Source organism: Ensifer sp. EB106-05-01-XG146, from assembly GCF_058791875.1.
In genome coordinates, this window is the sequence record NZ_JBYTDX010000002.1 from 77,700 (window position 1) to 94,699 (window position 17,000).

The window sequence follows — 17,000 nt, forward strand, 5'->3', positions numbered from 1 at the left end:
ATTAAGGATATCTTGTATCCATAAGGATAACAGATGTCCTTAATTAGGAGCAAAGCCATGACCCAGCGCCTCAACTACGCCCAGCAGTCACCCGAGTTCTTCAAGAAAATCTCCGACTTCAGCCTCAGCCTGAAGGACAGCGTCATCGAGCAGACAATCCGCGATCTCGTCAATCTGCGGGCTTCGCAGATCAACGGCTGCGCGTTCTGCGTCGACATGCATGTGAAGGAGGCGAAGATCCACGGCGAGAGCGAATTGCGCCTCTACCACGTGGCAATCTGGCGGGAATCGAACCTGTTTGCGCCGCGCGAACGCGCAGCACTTGCCTGGACCGAGGTGCTGACGAAATTGCCCGAGGGCGGCGTTCCGGACGAACTCTATGAGCGCGTGCGCGGCCAGCTTTCGGAAAAGGAGATCTCCGATCTGACCTTCTCCATCATGGCCATCAACGCCTGGAACCGCGTCAGCGTCGCGTTCAAGTCCGTGCCCGGTTCGGCCGACAAGCTCTATGGGCTCGACAAGGCCGGGCTCAACTGAGCCCGCAGCAACCGTCATGCACGGCGGCGCGATGGGCGCCGCCGATGGAGGATCCCATGAAAATCGTCATCATCGGCGGAACCGGCCTCATCGGTTCGAAGACGGTCGAACGCCTGCGCAAGCGCGGACACGAGGTGATTGCCGCCTCCCCGAACACCGGCGTCAATACGATCACGGAAGTGGGGCTCGCCGAAGCGCTCAGCGGCTGCGACGTTGTCGTCGACCTCGCCAACTCCCCCTCGTTCGAGGACAGGGCGGTGCTCGAATTCTTCGAGACGTCGGGCCGCAATCTGCTTGCCGCCGAAAAGGCTGCCGGCGTCAAACACCATATCGCGCTTTCCGTGGTCGGAACCGAGCGGCTGCAGGAAAGCGGCTACTTCCGCGGCAAGCTTGCGCAGGAAAAGCTGATCGAGGCCGGTGGCATCCCCTACACGATCGTGCACTCGACCCAGTTCATGGAGTTCCTGAGCGGGATCGCGCAATCGGGAACCGTCGGCGACCTCGTGCGCCTGTCGCCGGCCTATGTGCAGCCGATCGCGTCAGACGATGTTGCCGATGCCATGACCGACGTGGCGCTTGCCGATCCCGTCAACGGCACGATCGAGATTGCGGGTCCGGAGCGCTCGCGCCTCAGCGATCTCGTCGCCCGCTATCTCAAGGCGATGGGCGACAATCGCAAGGTCGAGCCGGACCGGGAGGCGCGCTATTTCGGCGCTCTGCTCGAGGATGGCTCGCTTGTTTCCGACAACAATCCCCGCCTCGGCCGCATCACCTTCGAAGAGTGGTTCGCAACGGCACCCCGCAAGTAACCGAACCGGAGGCGCGCGCGTCGCGCATCTCCCTCATCTGAAAGGATTTTCGACATGATCAAGTCTCTCCTCACCACCCTCGCCGTTACCGCAATCCTGTTCGGGACCGCCGTCGCCGGTGACGCTGCCAAGGTGACGCTCGTCTATGAGCATGAATTACCGAACGTTCCGGGCAAGAGCATTAAGGGCGTTCTGGTGGAATACGGGCCTGGCGGCTCGTCCGATGCGCACACCCATGCGAGCACGGCCTTCATCTATGCGACGGTGCTCGAAGGCTCGATCCTCAGCCAGGTCAATGATGGTCCAGTCAAGGAATACAAGGCCGGCGAGAGCTTCTCCGAGAGGCCGGGCGACCGTCACGGCGTCAGCGCCAACGGCAGCAAGACCGCGCCCGCCAAGCTGCTGGCGGTCTTCGTCGTCGACACCGCCGAAAAGGAACTGACCTTTCCGATGACGAAGTGACGCCATGCCAAGGGCCGACTGCCGATCGCGCAGCCGGCCCTTCTTTCGGCCCAACCGTTGGGGCCAGCCAAGTTTGCCGGAGCATCTGCCGGCGCTGGCCTATCTCTACGCTTCGCCTGCTGGCGGCCGGGCGCCGCTCATCCGGCGCGTTCTAGCACCCAGGCAAAGCTTCGCTTCGAGAGATCGGCGGGAATTTCCTTCGAGAGGATTTCCATCAGGTCGGACAGGCGCACGCTTCGCAGCTTGTCGCGCCAGGCTTCGTCCGCCTCCCGCATGATGCGCGCCACCGCACAGGGGGTCTCGTCGCAGTAACCGGGCGCCCGGCAGGGATTGTTGGCCCGGATATTGGTGCAGACGAAGGTGCGTGACCTGCCTTCGACCGCCTCGACGATATCGAGGAAAGTCAGTTCCGCCGGCGCTTTCGCCAGCCGGTAGCCTCCCGAAGGACCGAGGGTCGTGTGGACGAGGCCCGCCTGTGACAGGCTCTGCAGCGCCTTCGACAGATACTCCTTCGGAAGTCCGTGGAATTCGGCCAGCGCCTTGGTCGATAGGTAGCGGCCCTCGGGCAGGCCGGCGAGAATGGCGCAACAGTGCAACGCCCATTCGACTTGGCTCTTAAGGATCATACGCTCTAACGATCTTTTTTTCGTCCGGCAGATGCCGTCCGCATCTATTAAGGACAAAAAATATCCCTATTCTTTCCCTGTGTAAACAGCGCCGCCATGTGCAACAGGAGGGATCATGGTCGTTGTCGTCGGTTTTCTGCTTGTTCTCAGCATACTGCTGCCGCTTGCCTTCATCTGGCGACTGTGGCGGCTGAATGAACCGACGCGGCTTGGCTGGCTGCTGGCGCTTGCAGAGACCGTCGTGCTGCTCACCCTGATCGGGCTTCTCAACCGCTGGGACATCGCCGGCTTCTGGACCCGGGCGGCGCTGGCCGCGCTCGCGGTCGCGGCGTCTTTGGTTTCGTTGCCCCGACATTGGCGCCGGCCCTGGCTGTCGCTGGATCGCGGAGCATTGGCGCGCAGCCTGGTGCCGACCGTAGCCTCTCTTTTCGTCTTCGGTGCAGCACTCGCCTATGTCGCCTGGGGCATCGGCTCGCAGCACGGTCCGCGCGGGCTATCGTTTCCGCTGGCCGGTGGTCGCTTCGTCGTCGCTCAGGGCGGCGGCATCGGCGTGCTCAATCATCACAGCGATCACCCGGTGCAACGGCATGCCCTCGACATCACGGCGATCGGCGACGCCGGCTTCCGGGCGTTCGGCCTGCTACCTAGGGATCCCGCTGACTATGCCATCTTCGGCAAGACCGTCGTCAGCCCGTGCGAGGGAGAGATCGTCGCGGCAGTGGATGGGCTGCCCGACCTGCCCCCGCCCGAGGCGGATCGGGGCAACCCGGCTGGAAACCACGTGATCGTTGCCTGCGACGGCATGCGGGTGGAACTGGCGCATCTGCGCAAGGGGAGCGTGACCGCCTTGATCGGGGCGCGGGTTCTCGCCGGCGATCCGATCGGCGCTGTCGGCAACTCTGGCAACAGCACGGAGCCGCATCTGCACATTCATGCCGTCGATGCCGGATCCGGAAAGGCTGTTCAACTGTCCTTCGACGGGCGTGTTCCTTCCCGCAACGCGCAATTCGCCAGGTGAGAACCGATGCGTGGTTGAGCGGGCGGTGCTTTACACGTTCGATCTGAACGGCCAAAGATAGGCCGCTCACGGGAGGAGCTCGTTCATGGACATCAGCACCATGGCTGCCTTTGCGGCCGTCACCTTCATCGCGGTGGTCACGCCCGGCCCGGACGTGATCCTGGCGATGGCCAATGGCTCTCGTTTCGGCATGAAAAAGGCGGTTGCCGGGATGATCGGCGTGCTCCTTTCCGACTTCTTCCTGATCGCCGCCGTGGCAGCCGGCCTCGGCGCCATCCTTGCCGCGTCGGAGTTCTGGTTCTCGGTCGTCAAATATGCGGGTGCCGGCTATCTCGCCTGGCTCGGCTACAAGATGCTTCGGCCCGGTAGAGCCGAGAAAGCGGAAACGCAAGGCGCCGAAAACGGCGATCTCGTTCGCACGGAATCCGCGCTTGCGATCTGCCGCCACAGCATGATCGTGGCCATCACCAACCCCAAGGCCTACCTGTTCTTCTCCGCACTGCTGCCGCAGTTCATCAACCCGGCCGCGCCGCAACTGCCGCAGTTCCTGGCGCTTACCGCCGTGTTCACCGTCGTCGAGTTTGCCGTCATGTTCGGTTACGCTCTTGTCGGCTTCAAGACGACGCAGTTTGCCGCCTCGTCGATGCGGCGCTGGATGGAACGAGGCTGCGGCGGCGCCTTGCTTGTCTCGGCTGCCTCGCTCGCGCTGGTAAAGCGCGTCAACGGATAGGCGGCGGGTCGCGATAGCGGGGTGCCCGGCCGATCGTTCGTTTTCGGGATGCGGAAGGTTCAGGAGCCGGTGGGCCGCCGTGTCGCAGCACTGCTTCTGGCAGGGCTTAATGATAGAAGCGTCGCCGCCGTTTCGGCGGGTGCGATCGAGCCCGCTGCAAACTGCGGCACGCCCGACGGATCTTCCGACCAAACGCTGTTTCTGCCGGCGGCCTTCGCGGCATAAAGCGCGGCGTCGGCGGCGGAAATGATCGCGTGCACATCCTTTTGCCGGTCGGCAAAGGCAATGCCGATGCTGACCGTTGCCGACAGCACGCCCTTGGTCGTGCTCAGCCGGCGCGCTTCGAGCGCGGTGCGAATGCTGTCGGCAATGGCGATCGCGTCGGCGCGATCCGCCTGCGGGAGGCAGGCGGCGAATTCTTCCCCGCCCATGCGCGCGATCAGGGCGTCACGCGGCACGGCCTTCGAGAGGATCCCGGCAAATTCCACGAGCACCTGGTCGCCCACCGCATGGCCGTAGCGATCGTTGATCACCTTGAAGTGGTCTATGTCGAGATAGAGCAGTGCTCCCTTGGCCGGTTGCGTGGCGAGATGGGTCTCCAGCTGCGCAAGGAACGAACGGCGGTTCGGCACACCCGTCAGCGCGTCGGTCTCCGAGGCGAGCTTGTAGCGTTGCTGGGTTCGCTCCTTGACCATGGCGAAGAAGGCGAAGCCACCGGCGAGGCTGTGAAAAAACAGCTCGAAGGTCAGCAACTGGTACCAGAGCGGCTGCGAAGTTCCCGCGGCCGTGTTGCCGGCGAGCGGCCAGATCAGGATCAGCGGGATGCGGGCGAGATAGAGCAGGCCATGGGTGGCGAACACGAAGGCGACGATGTAGGAGCTCGGGAGCTTGCGGAAATTCTCCGAGCGGAAGATCTCGTGCGCGATCAGCGCCGAATAGGCGAAGATCAGGATCGAGTAGAGCACGATCCGGCTTGTGACGCTCTCGCGAACATAGTCTGAAGAATAGGTGACGACGATCCACAGGAGCGGCCCGACGAGCGCGGAGGCGATCTTGAGCGGCTGATTGTCAAAGGCGCGCAAGCCCAGCCAGATCATCGCGAGCCCCAGCACCGCGAGCGCGTTGCCGAGCGAGATGGTGATAAAGTTGTAGCCGTCGCCGCGCAGCGTCAACAGGACGAAGCCGACTGCGCCGATGGCGAAGGCCAAGGACCACAGAAGCAGTTCGAGGCTTTTGCGCTCCTGCCGCCAGGCAAAACCGAAGAAAGCGGCGAAGATCACCAGCGTTACGAACGAACTGAGCATGATCGTCGGGGTATGCAGGATGTCCACCATCGTCTCCTGATGTTCGCGCGAAACCATGCCCGACAAGCGTAAAGCTTTCGCAAATGACGGCATTTGGTGGCGTGCGCGGCTCCGGGCAATCTGTGCCAAAACGGCGGTCGCGTAGGCAGGAAACGGGTTGAATTCGGCGGCGTCCTGCACGATTTTTGAGGGAGGCGTACAAGTGGAGGCGAGGCCGATGGGTCAGGCGTTGCATCGTTATTTCATCTTTGAGACCGCGGCCGGTTTCTGCGGCATCGCCTGGAACGATGTCGGCATCACGCGCTTTCAACTGCCGACCGGCACGCTAGAGGCGACCGAGCGGCTGTTGCTGCGGCGGCTGCCTTCCAGCGAGGCGTCGGAGCCGACGCCGGTAATCCGGGCGGCGGTGGAAGCCGTGCGGCACTACTTCGAGGGCAGGGAGGTCGATTTCTCCGGCTTCGCGGTGGATCTGCAAGGCCAGGATGAATTTTTCCTGCGCATCTATGCGGCCGCGCGGGCGCTGCGCTGGGGCCAGACCACGACCTATGGCGCGCTTGCCAAGGAACTGGGCGTCGGGCCGGAAGCAGCACGCGATGTTGGCCAGGCCATGGCGAAGAACCCGGTATCGCTGATCATCCCCTGCCACCGGGTGCTGGCCGCCGGCGGCAAGATCGGCGGGTTTTCAGCGCCGGGCGGTTCGACCACCAAGACGCGCATGCTCGAACTGGAAGGCGTCCATTTGGAGGAGCAACAGGCCAAGCCCGCACAGCAGTCTTTCGGCTTCTGATGTGAGGCTGCTCCAGCGCGTGGCGCCTAAAGCCTGTCGCGTCACAAAGGATTCACACGCCAGACTGTAAGCTCTTGTTTTTATGCGTCTCGTTGCCGCAAAACCGATGCACAGTTTTGCGCGACATGCATTAGCCTTTGGAGCGCTGCTCGGCCTCGCGTGCGTAAACCGCGAGGAAGGCCTTCCCCATCAGCGAATTCTCGTTCTCGATGCTCTTTCGCAGGACCGCGGCCCGAATTGCCTGAATGGCCCGGTCGTCGGGTGCGGCTGCGCTGGCGAATTCCACGAGTTGCACCGCGAGGCGAAAATTCCCAGCCTCCGATAGGTGCGTGGCCCGCTCCGCAAGCTTTTCGGCGCCGCCGGCAAGAGCGGCCAGTTCCGATGCGAGATCGGCAGTCCTCGGCGGCTTGAGATGGGCCGCGTCACCATCGAACCAGCCGGCATAGAAGTGATAGATGCCGCGGACGAGGAATTCCGGGTCGTCGTATTTCGCTGCCAGATAGGGTTTGCCCAGATATGCCTCGGGCACCTTCACCGCATGCAGAACCGCGTCGAGGCTGGCGCCCCTGTTGAGGAGCGCGAGCGTTTCACGCACGAGATGCTCGAGCGCCTCTGCCCCGTGGCGCAGCATCTCGGCCGCGCGCTCTTCGCCAAAGACGACCGGACCGTGACCGGGAATGAGGAGCGCCGGAGCGAGCGCCTCCATCCGCCGAAGTGCCGTCGCCCAATCGGCTGCATAACGCTGCACCTTGCGCGGATTGCCGGCGTTCGGAAACACCCAGATGACGAAATCGCCGCTCGCAAGGACACGTCGTTCCGGTAGCCAGACGAACGTGGCATCGTCGGTTTCGCCTCTGCCGTGAAAAAGTTCGATCCGCTCGCCACCGACGGACAGTGACAGGGTATCGTCATAGACCGCGTCCGGTCGCCGCTGACCGATTGGGTAGATGTAGCCCGGTTTGTTGAACTGCTGGCTCTGCGCGATGCTGTTGTAGCCATGCGAAGCCTCGTAGCGCTCCATCCGCCGCTTCACGTTGCGGTGGGCGACGATCCGCGGGCGCGCTAGCCCACGCGCATCCGCTTCCTGGTCGATGACCGTGATCCCGCTGGTATGGTCGATATGGCCATGCGTGAAGATGACGGTGTGTATGGGGCTGTCGTCCCAGGAGCGTATGACGTCGAGGGTCTGCTTTGCCGTTTCCGGCTTCGCGGTGTCGATCAGGACCAGACCTTCGCTGGTACGGATGGCCGTCACGCTGCCGCAGAAGTAGGTCGTGTGGACGGTGATGATGTTGTCGGCGACATGGGTGATGGCGCCGTGCGAGACCGCGGCGGTCCATTCTTCCATCTGAGCCGTGCCGTCCCACAGACGCTCGAACAACGGGTCGTGTCTCATGGTCTTTCTGTCCTCGAAGCAATCGCCGACAGCTTTAGCATTGCCGGCCGTGGTTGGAAGCCGGCACGTGTGGTCTTGTGGACATGCCTCAGGTTTTGGGCTGCATCATCTGAGACGCTCGCTCATTGAAGAAGCTTGAACAGCTTTCCCAAAGTGCCGCTGTCCTGTGCCGGTTGCTCGGCTTCTGCAGCGGGTTGCTGCTCCGGCTGCGGCGTTTCCGGCGCCGGCTGTTCCACCGCCGTGTCGGGCGGAGCTTGCCCATCGACGGGCGGTGCCGCCTCGGGCTCGGTGCCGCCACCGCCGATGATCTGCTCGATGGAGAGCTCGCTGCCTTCGTCCTTCGGCTGCTTGCCGATCGCACCGCTGAGGATGTCGCGAAGCTTTCCTCCCTTGCCGTCCCCGGACAGAAGCTCATCGAGCCCCAGCTTGCCGGTCGGCAATCCGAGCTTCTTCAAGGTCGAAAGCGCGGCATCGGGGTTTTTCAAAAGGCCCGAAAGGTCGGGATAGATGCGCGGAGCGGCAAACGACCCTTCGATGACGACGGGCACGCCGATGCCTTCGGTGGCGATGTCGGCGCCCTGGCCCTGCAAGGATGCGACCACGCGGGGATCGAGGCGGAAGTTCAACTGGTCCTCCGGCAGGTTTGCCTCGCCTTTGCCGCTCATCCGCACGAGGGGGCCGACGAGCTTGATGTCGTCGGTGCGCGCAACGCCGTTCTCGATGGCAAAGGATGCCCCGAGTTCGGTAAAGCCGGTCGCCTTGTTGTCGTTCTGCTTGAAGCCGGAGGACATCAGGCCGACGAGATTGTTGTAGACGTCGGCAACGTCGATCCCGCGAATGGCGCCGTCGGAGAAACGGACCTCAGCCGTGCCCTTGAGCGATCGCTTGAGCGTGCTGGTCGTGCCGCCGGCGCCTGCAATGTCGAACGTCGTCTGCAGCGCGCCTTCGAGATGCTTGAAGTTTGCAAGGTCGGTGAGCAGTGGTGCGGCCGAGGCGCCCGATATCGAGGCCTTCACGGCGATAGACGGCTCCGTGCCGGATCCGTCGGCGGTCAGGCTCGCGGCCACCTGGCCGCCATAGAAGGGGCTATCCGGAATGTCGAGGTTCGCGATGCCCTCGGAGATCTTCAGGGAAGTTGCGACCGGCCCGACGACGACGCGGCCGTAGGCGAGTTTTTCGGCATCGACCTTGATGGAGGCATCGATGGAGCGAAGTGCGGACAGATCCAGCGGACCATCCGGGGCAGGGCCACCACTCGCTTTGCTTTTGGCCTTCGCCTGCGGCGCGGCCGAAGGCGCGCCGGCCAACCGCGCGAGGTCTAGTTCCTTGAAATGGAGCGCGCTCGAAATTTTGAGCGGTGTCCCGAGTTCGACCGCGCCATTGCCGCTTCCTTCGACCCCGTTGACCGAGAGCGTGGCCTTCTGGAATGCGACGCCCGCAGCGCTTGCCTTCACGTCGCCATTGAAGGCGAATTGCGTGATGCCGCCCGCGTCGGCCTGACCGATCCAGGCAAGAAGCGCTCGCAGGTCTGCGGCCGCGAAGTTCAGCTTGCCGGCGTAGCTGCCCGCAAGCGCCGCCTTGCCATCCAGCGCAAGCGTCGCTTCCTTCGTGCGCAGGTCGAGCTTCAGCGGGATGTCGCCCGCACGGGCATTGGCGTCCATGAGCAGGTCGCGGACCGGTAGGGTAAGATCGATCTCGGCCGGTTTGCCCCGCCACACGAGGCTGCCCGCAAGACGCATTGGCTTGGCCAGGCCCTCGATCTTGAGGGCGAGTTTCTTTGCCTTCACCTCGGCCATGGCCGGATCGGCGATGCCGGGAATGACGATGGTCGCGTCACGCAGGCTTGCGCCGCCGGTCACGTTGATCGTCTTGCGCACAGAGTTCGCGCTCAGTCCGCGAAACGCGAAGGCCGTGTCCATCGTCACGGTTCCCGACAGCGGTACCGATTGGCCGACCAGAGCCGCGAGTTTGGAAACGTCGAGCCCGTTGCTGACGACGCGGCCCTGGAAAATCGGCTCGGCGGCGCCGACGTCGGCGGCGAGATCGGCGGCAACACTGCCGGCGTCGATGCCGAGATGCTCGAGCCGCCCGGTCAACTGCCCGTCCTTGAGGGTCGCCGTCAGCGCGACGTCGGATGCGGAAATGTCACCAACGGCAAGGGCGCCGACATTGACGCTGATATCGGCGTCAAAACCGGCCAGCGCCTGCAGGCCTGCAGCTGCCTTGGCCTTGTCCGTCCGGCCTGCCGGTTCCTCGGGCTGGGAGGAGGATGCGGCCGTCTCGCCGTCATCGAGAAATGCGCTCAGATCCAGCCGCTCGGCGTTGAGGTCGGCGAGGAACCGCGGGCGGCTGCCCGGCACGAGCAGCGCGTCGAGTCCGAGCGCTTCGTCGCCGATCGTAAGCTTGCCGCCGCGGATCTGGTAACCGCCATTGGCATTCAGCGCTACCTGGCCGCTGGCAGTCAGTTCGGTGAGCCCGGCCGCAAGCTGGTGCTCGGCCTCCAGGGAAAGGCTGAGTTCGGCAGGCTTGTGCTCGAGCAGCGGACGCAAAGGCGAAACGGCAAGCGTGACATCGTAGCGCCGGCCATCGACGCCGGCGCCGGCCGAGAGCGACAATTCGCCATCGATATCCGGAACGGCGAGCGTAAGATCGAGATCGCTGACGACGTCGACCGAACCGCCGGCGCCCTCCTGCCGCAGCGTTCCCTCGCTGATCGAGATCTTGTCGATGGCGCTTTTCTCGAGGAAGGCGACGAGGGCGGCGAGCGGATCGCGCGTTTCGCCCGTGCTCGCCTGTCCCGCCTCAGCCCCCCCGTCTTGCGCAACCGCTGCGGCCTCTGCCTTCGGCCGCAGCGCCACGACAGGGCGTACAAGCCTTACTTCCCTCACGTGCAGGCGGTCGGACCATAGCGAGGAGAGCGTCACGGAGCCCGCGACTTCGCCGATCTCGGCGGTCATGCCGTCGGCATCGAGCGAGACGTTTTCGGCCACCACCGCCAGATGCGGGACGACGGAAAGTCTGACCGGGCCGTTGAGCGCGATCGCGCTGCCGGTCGCGTTCGAGAGTTGCCGTCCCAGTTCGGCGCGCATCCAGTCGCTCGAAACGAAGCTGGGCAGGATCATGACTGAAACGACAGCGAGGACGCCGAGCGCCAGCAGGCAAAGAAAGAAACGCCGCATGTTTCCCCTCGTTGCGAAAGCGATTGATTCGGTATCGTTTTCCAGCGCGCGCCGTTTTGCAACTCCTGGGGCGATCTGCCTTCTCGTCGTACGGTTGCGCTATCGCGCGCCGACACCCTTTCCGGCGATGGCTGCATCGCCCATCTCGACGGCTGTACTCTCGGCCACGGCTGCCGGAGCGGCAACCGCGCGCGGACGATGCACGAGCGTGACCAGCACGAACGACAGGATCATCAGCAGATACCAGGCGCCGAGCTTTTGCACGGAGACCAGCGTCCAGCCGGCATGCTGCGAGGGATAGATCCAGGCCCGCGACCAAGTGCCGATGTTTTCGGCGAACCAGATGAAGAGGGCGACCAGCAGGAAGCCCACGAGCAGCGGCATGCGGTGGCGAAAGCGGAAGACGCGATAATGCACCGTGGTGCGAAGGAAGAGGATCGCGGTCAATCCGAACAGCGCGTAGCGAAGGTCGATGATGTAGTGGTGGCTGAAGAAGTTGACATAGATGGCAAGGGCCAAAAGCAGGGTCGCGATGAGCGGCGGATAGTTGCTGTAGCGCATGTCGAGAATGCGGGTCACGCGCGCCAGATAGGAGCCGACGGCGGCATACATGAAGCCCGAAAACAAAGGCACGCCGCCGATGCGGAAGAAGCTTGGCTCCGGATAGATCCACGAGCCGACGGAGGTCTTGAAGATTTCCATCAGCGTGCCGACGACGTGGAAGATCAGGATGACCTTGGCCTCGGCGATGGTCTCGAGCTTGAAGACGAGCAGTGAGATCTGGATGGCGATGGCGCTCAGGAACAGGAAGTCGTAGCGGGCGAGACCACTGCCTTCGGGCCAGTAGAATTTCGTTGCCAGCATCAGGGCCAGCATCGCGCCGCCGAAGAGGCAGGCGAAGGCCTGCTTGATGCCGAACACCAGAAATTCGGTCAGGCCGCCAAGGAAGCCGCTTGCCGGAAGCCGGTCGAGCACGCCATGCGCCGCAGCGTCGATGCGCACCTCAAGGCTCGTAAACCGCCTCTCCTCGGGTTGTCCAACCATCCGCATCGCCTCCTTTTGCCGTCGCTGCTGCGATGGCCTGACAATGCGGTTGAATTGTGGATGGCCGGAAACCGGGCCGTGTGGAGGTGGCTGCCGCGCATCCGCCACCAGCGGCGGCAGCAGGATTGCGGCATGCCGCCGTCTGCGCTCGTGGCGGGTGATCAGCGCGGGAAGGCGTAGCGGTCGACGATCGCCCAGATTTCCCGGTTGACCTCCTGCAGCTGCTCGATCACCTCGTTGATCCGCGCGATCTCCGCCTCGTTGATCTGCTCGATCTTGCCGTACTTGATCGTGTCCTTGCTGTCGAAGATCGCCATCAGTTGCGTGCTCGCCTGATCGCCGGTTTCGTCGAAGGAATAGATGCAGTGGCTGTACTTGTTGCGGAGTTTTGCCTGCCGGCCAAGCTGTTGGGTAATCGAAAGAATTTCCTGCCGCTGCGCGGCAGGCGTCTTTCCCATCTTGGTCAGCCGCTCGACGAGTTCGATGCGGGCCCGCGTCGTGTTCAGCGTCAGGAAGATGACGATCGCGGTTTCCTTGTCGACCCGGGCGAGGCCGGCGATGAGGTAGATGAGCAAACTCTCCGTATTCGTCCACGTGTAGTTGAGTTGTCCGATTAAGAGGAGGATTTCGTGAAATCTTGCCATGGGCCTTCCAGTGCTCGCCGGTTGCCAAATGCCACACCACTGCTCGTCAGAATACTGCATTCCTGCGTCCAGTAAATTCGTTCTGACGATGGTCGCGCAGGCCCGGAAATGCGGCGCTCGGGCCCTCTCCGGCGCGTGGCCAGCCGTCGGGTGACGGCCATATTTTGCCTAGCCCACGGGTGAAGGTTTCTGCGTCTCGTCGCTAGCCCGCGAAGGTTAGCCCGAACTGACAACTTACAATGCGTGTCGGTTTTAGACAGAGTCTCCTCTGCAACCGGCGAGCAGGACGCACTCAGGCCCCCTTTGGGCAAGCTCTGCATCGAATGGAATACCCAGTTGGGAACCTGTTCCGGTCCTCTCGACCAAGTAAGGGGAGAGGCAACAAAAGCGATCAAAGTATCGACAGATGGGCGACTAGGCGCCCGGAGGAAAACACCGTTACTGAGTTCAACAAGTCCAACACGTAGCCCGCGCATGGCCCAAATCCGCGTAAGAGAAGAATGCGGCTCGGCTGTCGCGGCCTCAACTCGAGGTAATCGTCATGAGTAAGGACAAGAATATCCTGTGGCCATGGGATGACAGCCAGTCTCAAGATCAAGACCAGGGACAAGGACAGGGCCAGGGTCAGGGACAATTGCAGGCGGAGCTGCAGGGCCAGCTTCAGGGACAGGGACAAGGCCAGGGCCAGGGGCAAGACCAGGGACAGGGCCAGGACCAAGGTCAGGGCCAGGATCAGGGACAATCGCAGTACAGCGAGTCCTACAACGGCAATCTCAACGGCAACGGCAACCTCAATGGTAACGGCAACGCCAATGCCAACGGGAACGGCAACCTGAACGGCAACGGCAATGCCAACCTGAACGGCAATGGCAACGCCAACCTGAACGGCAATGGCAACGCCAACCTCAATGCCAACCTCAACGAAAACAGCACCCATGTCGACGTCGACAGCAAGACGACCGTCGACGTGGACGTCGATCTCGACCTGAGCGGCTACAAGCCGTCCGACGACGACTTTGCCGATATCGACAACTCCTCGATCCACGGCATGGCGAACACGAGCTTCAAGGACATCCTGAACGGCTCGATGAACGGCAACAGCAACGTTGCCAACGTGTTCAGCCAGAACGCCATCATGTCGGATGACGACAGCGCCTCTGACATCAACAACAGCGGCACGCTTAACCAGAACGGCAACGCCAATGCCGGCGACGCCCGCTCGGGCGACGGCATTCAGGCCGGCGCAGACGGTGGTGAAGGCGGAAGCAAGGCCTATGCCAACGGTGGCGACGGCGGCGATGGCGGCCATAGCGTTGGTGGCTTCGCGGGCGCTGGCGACGGCGATGGCGGCGACGCAGACAACAATGCCGATGCAACCGGCGGTGCCGGCCTTGGCGGCATTGCAGCCAGTGTTGGCGTTGGCGGCGGCAGCTCCAGCGGTGACGCGAACGGCGGTACGGCGACAGCCGGTGCCGGTGGTGCAGGTGGTGCCGGCCTCGGCGTCGGCCTCGGTCTCGGTGTCGGCCTTGGTGTCGGCGCGGCAGCCGGCGGCGACGGCGGCAGCAATGGTGCCGGCAACGGTGGCACAAGTGGCGACGTCACGAGCGGCCCGGCAGGATCTTCGGATGCAGGTGACGGCGGCGATGCCGGCGGCTTCATCCTTCCAATCCTGAACCTCGGTGGCGACGGTGGCGACAGCAACGGTGGCAACAGCGTAGCGGTTGGCGATACCGGCAGTGCTGACGGTGGTGATGCCGGCGATGCCGGCGACGGCGGCGGCGCTTTGGGTGCTGGTCTTGGCGCGGGTGCTGGCTTCGGCGCCGGTGCAGGCGTCGGCGGTGCCGGCGGCGGTGGTGGCGATGCCTATGCCGGTGGCGGCTCTACGGGTGACTCGACCGGTGGTGACGGTACCGGTGGTGCAGCGACCGGTGGTCACGGCCTCGGCGGCCTCGCGCTCACGGGTTCGTGGGCAGCCGGCGGCGACGGTGGCGATGCCTACGGTGGCCATGCACTCGGTGGTGCCGGCGGTGCCGGCGGCGCGGGTGGCTTCGCGACGAACGGTGATGGCGGTGCGGGTGGCAGCGCCGGCATGTGGGGCTCGTACAATGGTGACGACAGCTTCGTCGAAGGGCTCTCCTCGGCTTCGGCAGACGCAGTTATCGACACCAACGCCTTCAACCAGCAGATCGTGCTCGGCGCGAACCTGCAGGGCAACACGATCGACATGACGGTCGTCGGTGGTGATTACACGACCACTGCCGTCGGCGACGACGACAACACCTGATCGGTGAGGGGGCGTCGATCCGCGTCTCGCGGGATCGACCCGAGAATGACTGCGCGGGAAGCTCTCGCGCAGTCAGGCACGACCCGGCAAGCCGGCGGGGACTGCCGACGACAAGAGGAGGGCCTGACCTTGTATTCCGCAAAGATCACCGAGGCCATTGCCCATTTCATCGGTCTCTTCGAACTCTCTACCGAAGAGGCGCGTCTGCGTGAAATCCATGAGAAGTTCGACCCGGATCGCGACGTCCACAAGGATCCGAAGGAGCTCGTTTCTGCGCCGGTCAAGGTGCACGCACCTTACGATCTCGACGACTTCAACCCCGACGTCCCGTACAAGCCGGTCGGACCGGACATCTTCATGCCGATACCGGACGGCTATGCTGGGGTGTCCTTCCCCGAATACCCGATTTTTGGCGGCTCCCTTGGCCGCGCCAGCTCGGAAGCCTTCCTGCAGGGCGCATCGCCGAGATCGGCCTCGCAGGTGGTCGAGCCGCACATCAACCCGCCGGGCTCGGTGGTGGTCTACAGCAACCAGACCGCCGAGCTTTCGGACAATGATTTCGTCAGTGTCGGCGGGCATGGCCTGAAGTCCGGCCTGCAGATCGACAACAGCGCGACGATGGCCGAGCTCATCGACGCGACGCAGAGTATTTCGCTGCTCGGCGAGACGGATGTCGCCGGCTCCAGTGACGCGATCGCCAGCCTCGTTGTCGGCACGGCCGAGAGGCTTGAGGCATTCTCCACCGGCGGCGAAGCGGAGGCCGGGGGGCTGAGCGTCACCCATTTTTCAGCCAGGGCCAGCACGCTCGAAGGCATCTATGTGAACGGCGTGATCGTTGAGGAAGCGCCGGTTCTCAAGGATCACCTGCCGGACCCGGACGAGGCTTCCGATGCGCCGGACGAGCCCGAACTGTCGAACGACGGGGTCGAAGTCGAGGGCGGCATCGCCTATGGCGAGGGTGCCGTCGCGGTCGACACTTCGGTCGAGCTGGAAGCGGGCAGCAACACGCTGGTCAACTCCGTCGTCATCACCAGCGACTGGCTGCAGGCCGAAGTGCTGGCGGTGGCCGGCGACCACGTCGAACTCAACGCGATCGTTCAGGTCAACACCCACTATGACAGCGACCTCGTCAGTTCCGCGCTGAGCGGCAACAATATTGAGCAGCATGCTACCCAGGCGTTCAACATCGCCATGTTCAAACATGTCGAGCCGGCGCAGACGACGCATGCCGACACCGCCGACTTCCCCAAGGTCTGGGCCATCACCGAGGTCAAGGGCGACCTGATGATGGTCAACTGGCTCCAGCAGTTCACTTTCATGTCGGACCAGGACACGGCGATCCTCGCGGCTTCGGGCTCGAAGCTTTCGATCGTCGGTGGCGACAACACGGCGGCCAACCAGATATCGCTGCTGGAGCTCGGATACCGCTTTGACCTGATCTTCGTCGGCGGCAGCGTCTTCGACGCCAACATCATCCAGCAGACGAACATCCTGCTCGACAACGATCTGATCGGTGCCGTCGGCGGCTTTCACACCAGCGGCGCCGGTTCGGTCTCGACCGGCGGAAACCTGCTTTGGAACTATGCCGGAATCGTCGAAGCTGGCAGTGCAGGCCCGGTCAATCCGATGTCGGACGGTTACCTGTCCGCGCTGCAGGATCTGTCGGAAGGCAAGAAGCCGTCGGGCGACGACTTTCTGCATGATCCCGCCTTTGCCGGGCTGAATGGCCTGAGGGTGCTCTACATTTCCGGCGACCTCATCAGCCTCAACTACATCCAGCAGACCAACATTCTCGGCGACAGCGATCAGGTGACGCTGGCGATGAACGCGCTCGAGGCGCGCCCGGACGCGGACTGGACCATTTCCACGGGCTCGAATGCTCTGCTGAACTATGCCGGGATCGTCGATGTCGATACGGGCAAGACGATCTATGCCGGCGGCGGCGCCTATTCGGACGAGGTGCTCATCCAGGCGGAGCTGGTCAAGAACGATCCCTATCTCGGTAGTCAGAACCCGGATGCGCTGGTCAGCGAAGCGGTCGTCTTTCTCGGCGACGACATGCTCACTCCGGATTTCGGCCACCAGCCGCAGGATCAGATCTCGCCGAGCCATGGGCACGGCATCGATACGGCCAGTGCCGACCCCATGCACAGCATGGTCGCCTGATGGGAGTGCGGGAG

Annotated in this window: 14 protein-coding genes; 8 read left to right on the forward strand and 6 right to left on the reverse strand. The window is 63.5% G+C overall.

Going from position 1 to position 17,000, the window contains the following annotated elements:
• Positions 1-57: 57 nt before the first annotated feature.
• Genes AC3WVQ_RS20610 through AC3WVQ_RS20620 form a run of 3 tightly spaced genes read left to right on the forward strand, consistent with a single transcriptional unit; the run spans position 58 to position 1,808 of the window.
• Positions 58-537 carry a carboxymuconolactone decarboxylase family protein gene (locus tag AC3WVQ_RS20610; RefSeq protein ID WP_034787548.1) on the forward strand — a complete coding sequence of 160 codons (480 nt, stop codon included), beginning with the start codon at positions 58-60 and terminating at the stop codon, positions 535-537.
• A 56-nt stretch (positions 538-593) separates the two neighbouring features.
• Positions 594-1,346, forward strand: a complete 753-nt coding sequence (locus tag AC3WVQ_RS20615) for an SDR family oxidoreductase (protein ID WP_492382949.1) — start codon at positions 594-596, stop codon at positions 1,344-1,346.
• Between the two features lie 54 nt (positions 1,347-1,400).
• Complete coding sequence (locus tag AC3WVQ_RS20620) at positions 1,401-1,808, forward strand: cupin domain-containing protein (protein WP_440657450.1); 408 nt, start codon at positions 1,401-1,403, stop codon at positions 1,806-1,808.
• A 137-nt stretch (positions 1,809-1,945) separates the two neighbouring features.
• Here AC3WVQ_RS20620 and AC3WVQ_RS20625 read toward each other — a convergent pair whose 3' ends face one another.
• On the reverse strand, positions 1,946-2,434 hold the full coding sequence (locus AC3WVQ_RS20625) for an RrF2 family transcriptional regulator (RefSeq protein WP_492382950.1): 489 nt from the start codon (positions 2,432-2,434) through the stop codon (positions 1,946-1,948).
• A gap of 115 nt (positions 2,435-2,549) precedes the next feature.
• On the opposite strand from AC3WVQ_RS20625, the gene AC3WVQ_RS20630 reads away from it, so the two are divergent.
• Both AC3WVQ_RS20630 and AC3WVQ_RS20635 read left to right on the forward strand, forming a co-directional pair.
• The gene (locus AC3WVQ_RS20630) at positions 2,550-3,452 is read left to right on the forward strand and encodes a M23 family metallopeptidase (RefSeq protein ID WP_060517702.1); all 903 of its coding nucleotides are present in this window, start codon (positions 2,550-2,552) and stop codon (positions 3,450-3,452) included.
• A gap of 85 nt (positions 3,453-3,537) precedes the next feature.
• On the forward strand, positions 3,538-4,182 hold the full coding sequence (locus tag AC3WVQ_RS20635; protein WP_060517700.1) for a LysE family translocator: 645 nt from the start codon (positions 3,538-3,540) through the stop codon (positions 4,180-4,182).
• A 59-nt stretch (positions 4,183-4,241) separates the two neighbouring features.
• On the opposite strand, the gene AC3WVQ_RS20640 is transcribed toward AC3WVQ_RS20635, so the two are convergent.
• Positions 4,242-5,513 carry a GGDEF domain-containing protein gene (locus tag AC3WVQ_RS20640; protein WP_162727288.1) on the reverse strand — a complete coding sequence of 424 codons (1,272 nt, stop codon included), beginning with the start codon at positions 5,511-5,513 and terminating at the stop codon, positions 4,242-4,244.
• A 190-nt stretch (positions 5,514-5,703) separates the two neighbouring features.
• Between AC3WVQ_RS20640 and AC3WVQ_RS20645 the strand changes: the two genes are divergently transcribed.
• On the forward strand, positions 5,704-6,273 hold the full coding sequence (locus AC3WVQ_RS20645; RefSeq protein WP_492383295.1) for a methylated-DNA--[protein]-cysteine S-methyltransferase: 570 nt from the start codon (positions 5,704-5,706) through the stop codon (positions 6,271-6,273).
• Positions 6,274-6,403: 130 nt separating this feature from the next.
• On the opposite strand, the gene AC3WVQ_RS20650 is transcribed toward AC3WVQ_RS20645, so the two are convergent.
• The 4 genes from AC3WVQ_RS20650 to AC3WVQ_RS20665 all read right to left on the reverse strand — a co-directional run bounded on the left by AC3WVQ_RS20650 (position 6,404) and on the right by AC3WVQ_RS20665 (position 12,536).
• Complete coding sequence (locus AC3WVQ_RS20650) at positions 6,404-7,669, reverse strand: alkyl sulfatase dimerization domain-containing protein (protein WP_492382951.1); 1,266 nt, start codon at positions 7,667-7,669, stop codon at positions 6,404-6,406.
• Positions 7,670-7,791: 122 nt separating this feature from the next.
• Entirely contained in the window at positions 7,792-10,848 is a 3,057-nt protein-coding gene (locus tag AC3WVQ_RS20655) for an AsmA family protein (RefSeq protein ID WP_492382952.1), read from the reverse strand.
• Between the two features lie 99 nt (positions 10,849-10,947).
• Positions 10,948-11,892: a DUF817 domain-containing protein gene (locus tag AC3WVQ_RS20660; RefSeq protein WP_404524547.1), complete on the reverse strand. Its 945-nt coding sequence runs from the start codon at positions 11,890-11,892 to the stop codon at positions 10,948-10,950.
• A gap of 161 nt (positions 11,893-12,053) precedes the next feature.
• A complete protein-coding gene (locus AC3WVQ_RS20665) occupies positions 12,054-12,536 on the reverse strand; it encodes a hypothetical protein (RefSeq protein ID WP_051659098.1) in 483 nt (160 codons plus the stop codon).
• A gap of 541 nt (positions 12,537-13,077) precedes the next feature.
• Between AC3WVQ_RS20665 and AC3WVQ_RS20670 the strand changes: the two genes are divergently transcribed.
• Positions 13,078-14,820, forward strand: coding sequence for a hypothetical protein (locus tag AC3WVQ_RS20670; protein ID WP_060517689.1), 1,743 nt, complete (start codon positions 13,078-13,080; stop codon positions 14,818-14,820).
• 129 nt (positions 14,821-14,949) lie between these two features.
• Complete coding sequence (locus tag AC3WVQ_RS20675) at positions 14,950-16,986, forward strand: type I secretion protein (protein ID WP_244496837.1); 2,037 nt, start codon at positions 14,950-14,952, stop codon at positions 16,984-16,986.
• The last annotated feature ends 14 nt before the right edge of the window (positions 16,987-17,000 follow it).

Bases quoted from the DNA above. Each gene is read 5' to 3' on its own strand.
- AC3WVQ_RS20610 (WP_034787548.1), top strand. From the start codon at position 58: ATGACCCAGCGCCTCAACTACGCCCAGCAGTCACCCGAGTTCTTCAAG.
- AC3WVQ_RS20615 (WP_492382949.1), top strand. From the start codon at position 594: ATGAAAATCGTCATCATCGGCGGAACCGGCCTCATCGGTTCGAAGACG.
- AC3WVQ_RS20620 (WP_440657450.1), top strand. From the start codon at position 1,401: ATGATCAAGTCTCTCCTCACCACCCTCGCCGTTACCGCAATCCTGTTC.
- AC3WVQ_RS20625 (WP_492382950.1), bottom strand. From the start codon at position 2,434: ATGATCCTTAAGAGCCAAGTCGAATGGGCGTTGCACTGTTGCGCCATT.
- AC3WVQ_RS20630 (WP_060517702.1), top strand. From the start codon at position 2,550: ATGGTCGTTGTCGTCGGTTTTCTGCTTGTTCTCAGCATACTGCTGCCG.
- AC3WVQ_RS20635 (WP_060517700.1), top strand. From the start codon at position 3,538: ATGGACATCAGCACCATGGCTGCCTTTGCGGCCGTCACCTTCATCGCG.
- AC3WVQ_RS20645 (WP_492383295.1), top strand. From the start codon at position 5,704: ATGGGTCAGGCGTTGCATCGTTATTTCATCTTTGAGACCGCGGCCGGT.
- AC3WVQ_RS20650 (WP_492382951.1), bottom strand. From the start codon at position 7,669: ATGAGACACGACCCGTTGTTCGAGCGTCTGTGGGACGGCACGGCTCAG.
- AC3WVQ_RS20655 (WP_492382952.1), bottom strand. From the start codon at position 10,848: ATGCGGCGTTTCTTTCTTTGCCTGCTGGCGCTCGGCGTCCTCGCTGTC.
- AC3WVQ_RS20660 (WP_404524547.1), bottom strand. From the start codon at position 11,892: ATGGTTGGACAACCCGAGGAGAGGCGGTTTACGAGCCTTGAGGTGCGC.
- AC3WVQ_RS20665 (WP_051659098.1), bottom strand. From the start codon at position 12,536: ATGGCAAGATTTCACGAAATCCTCCTCTTAATCGGACAACTCAACTAC.
- AC3WVQ_RS20670 (WP_060517689.1), top strand. From the start codon at position 13,078: ATGAGTAAGGACAAGAATATCCTGTGGCCATGGGATGACAGCCAGTCT.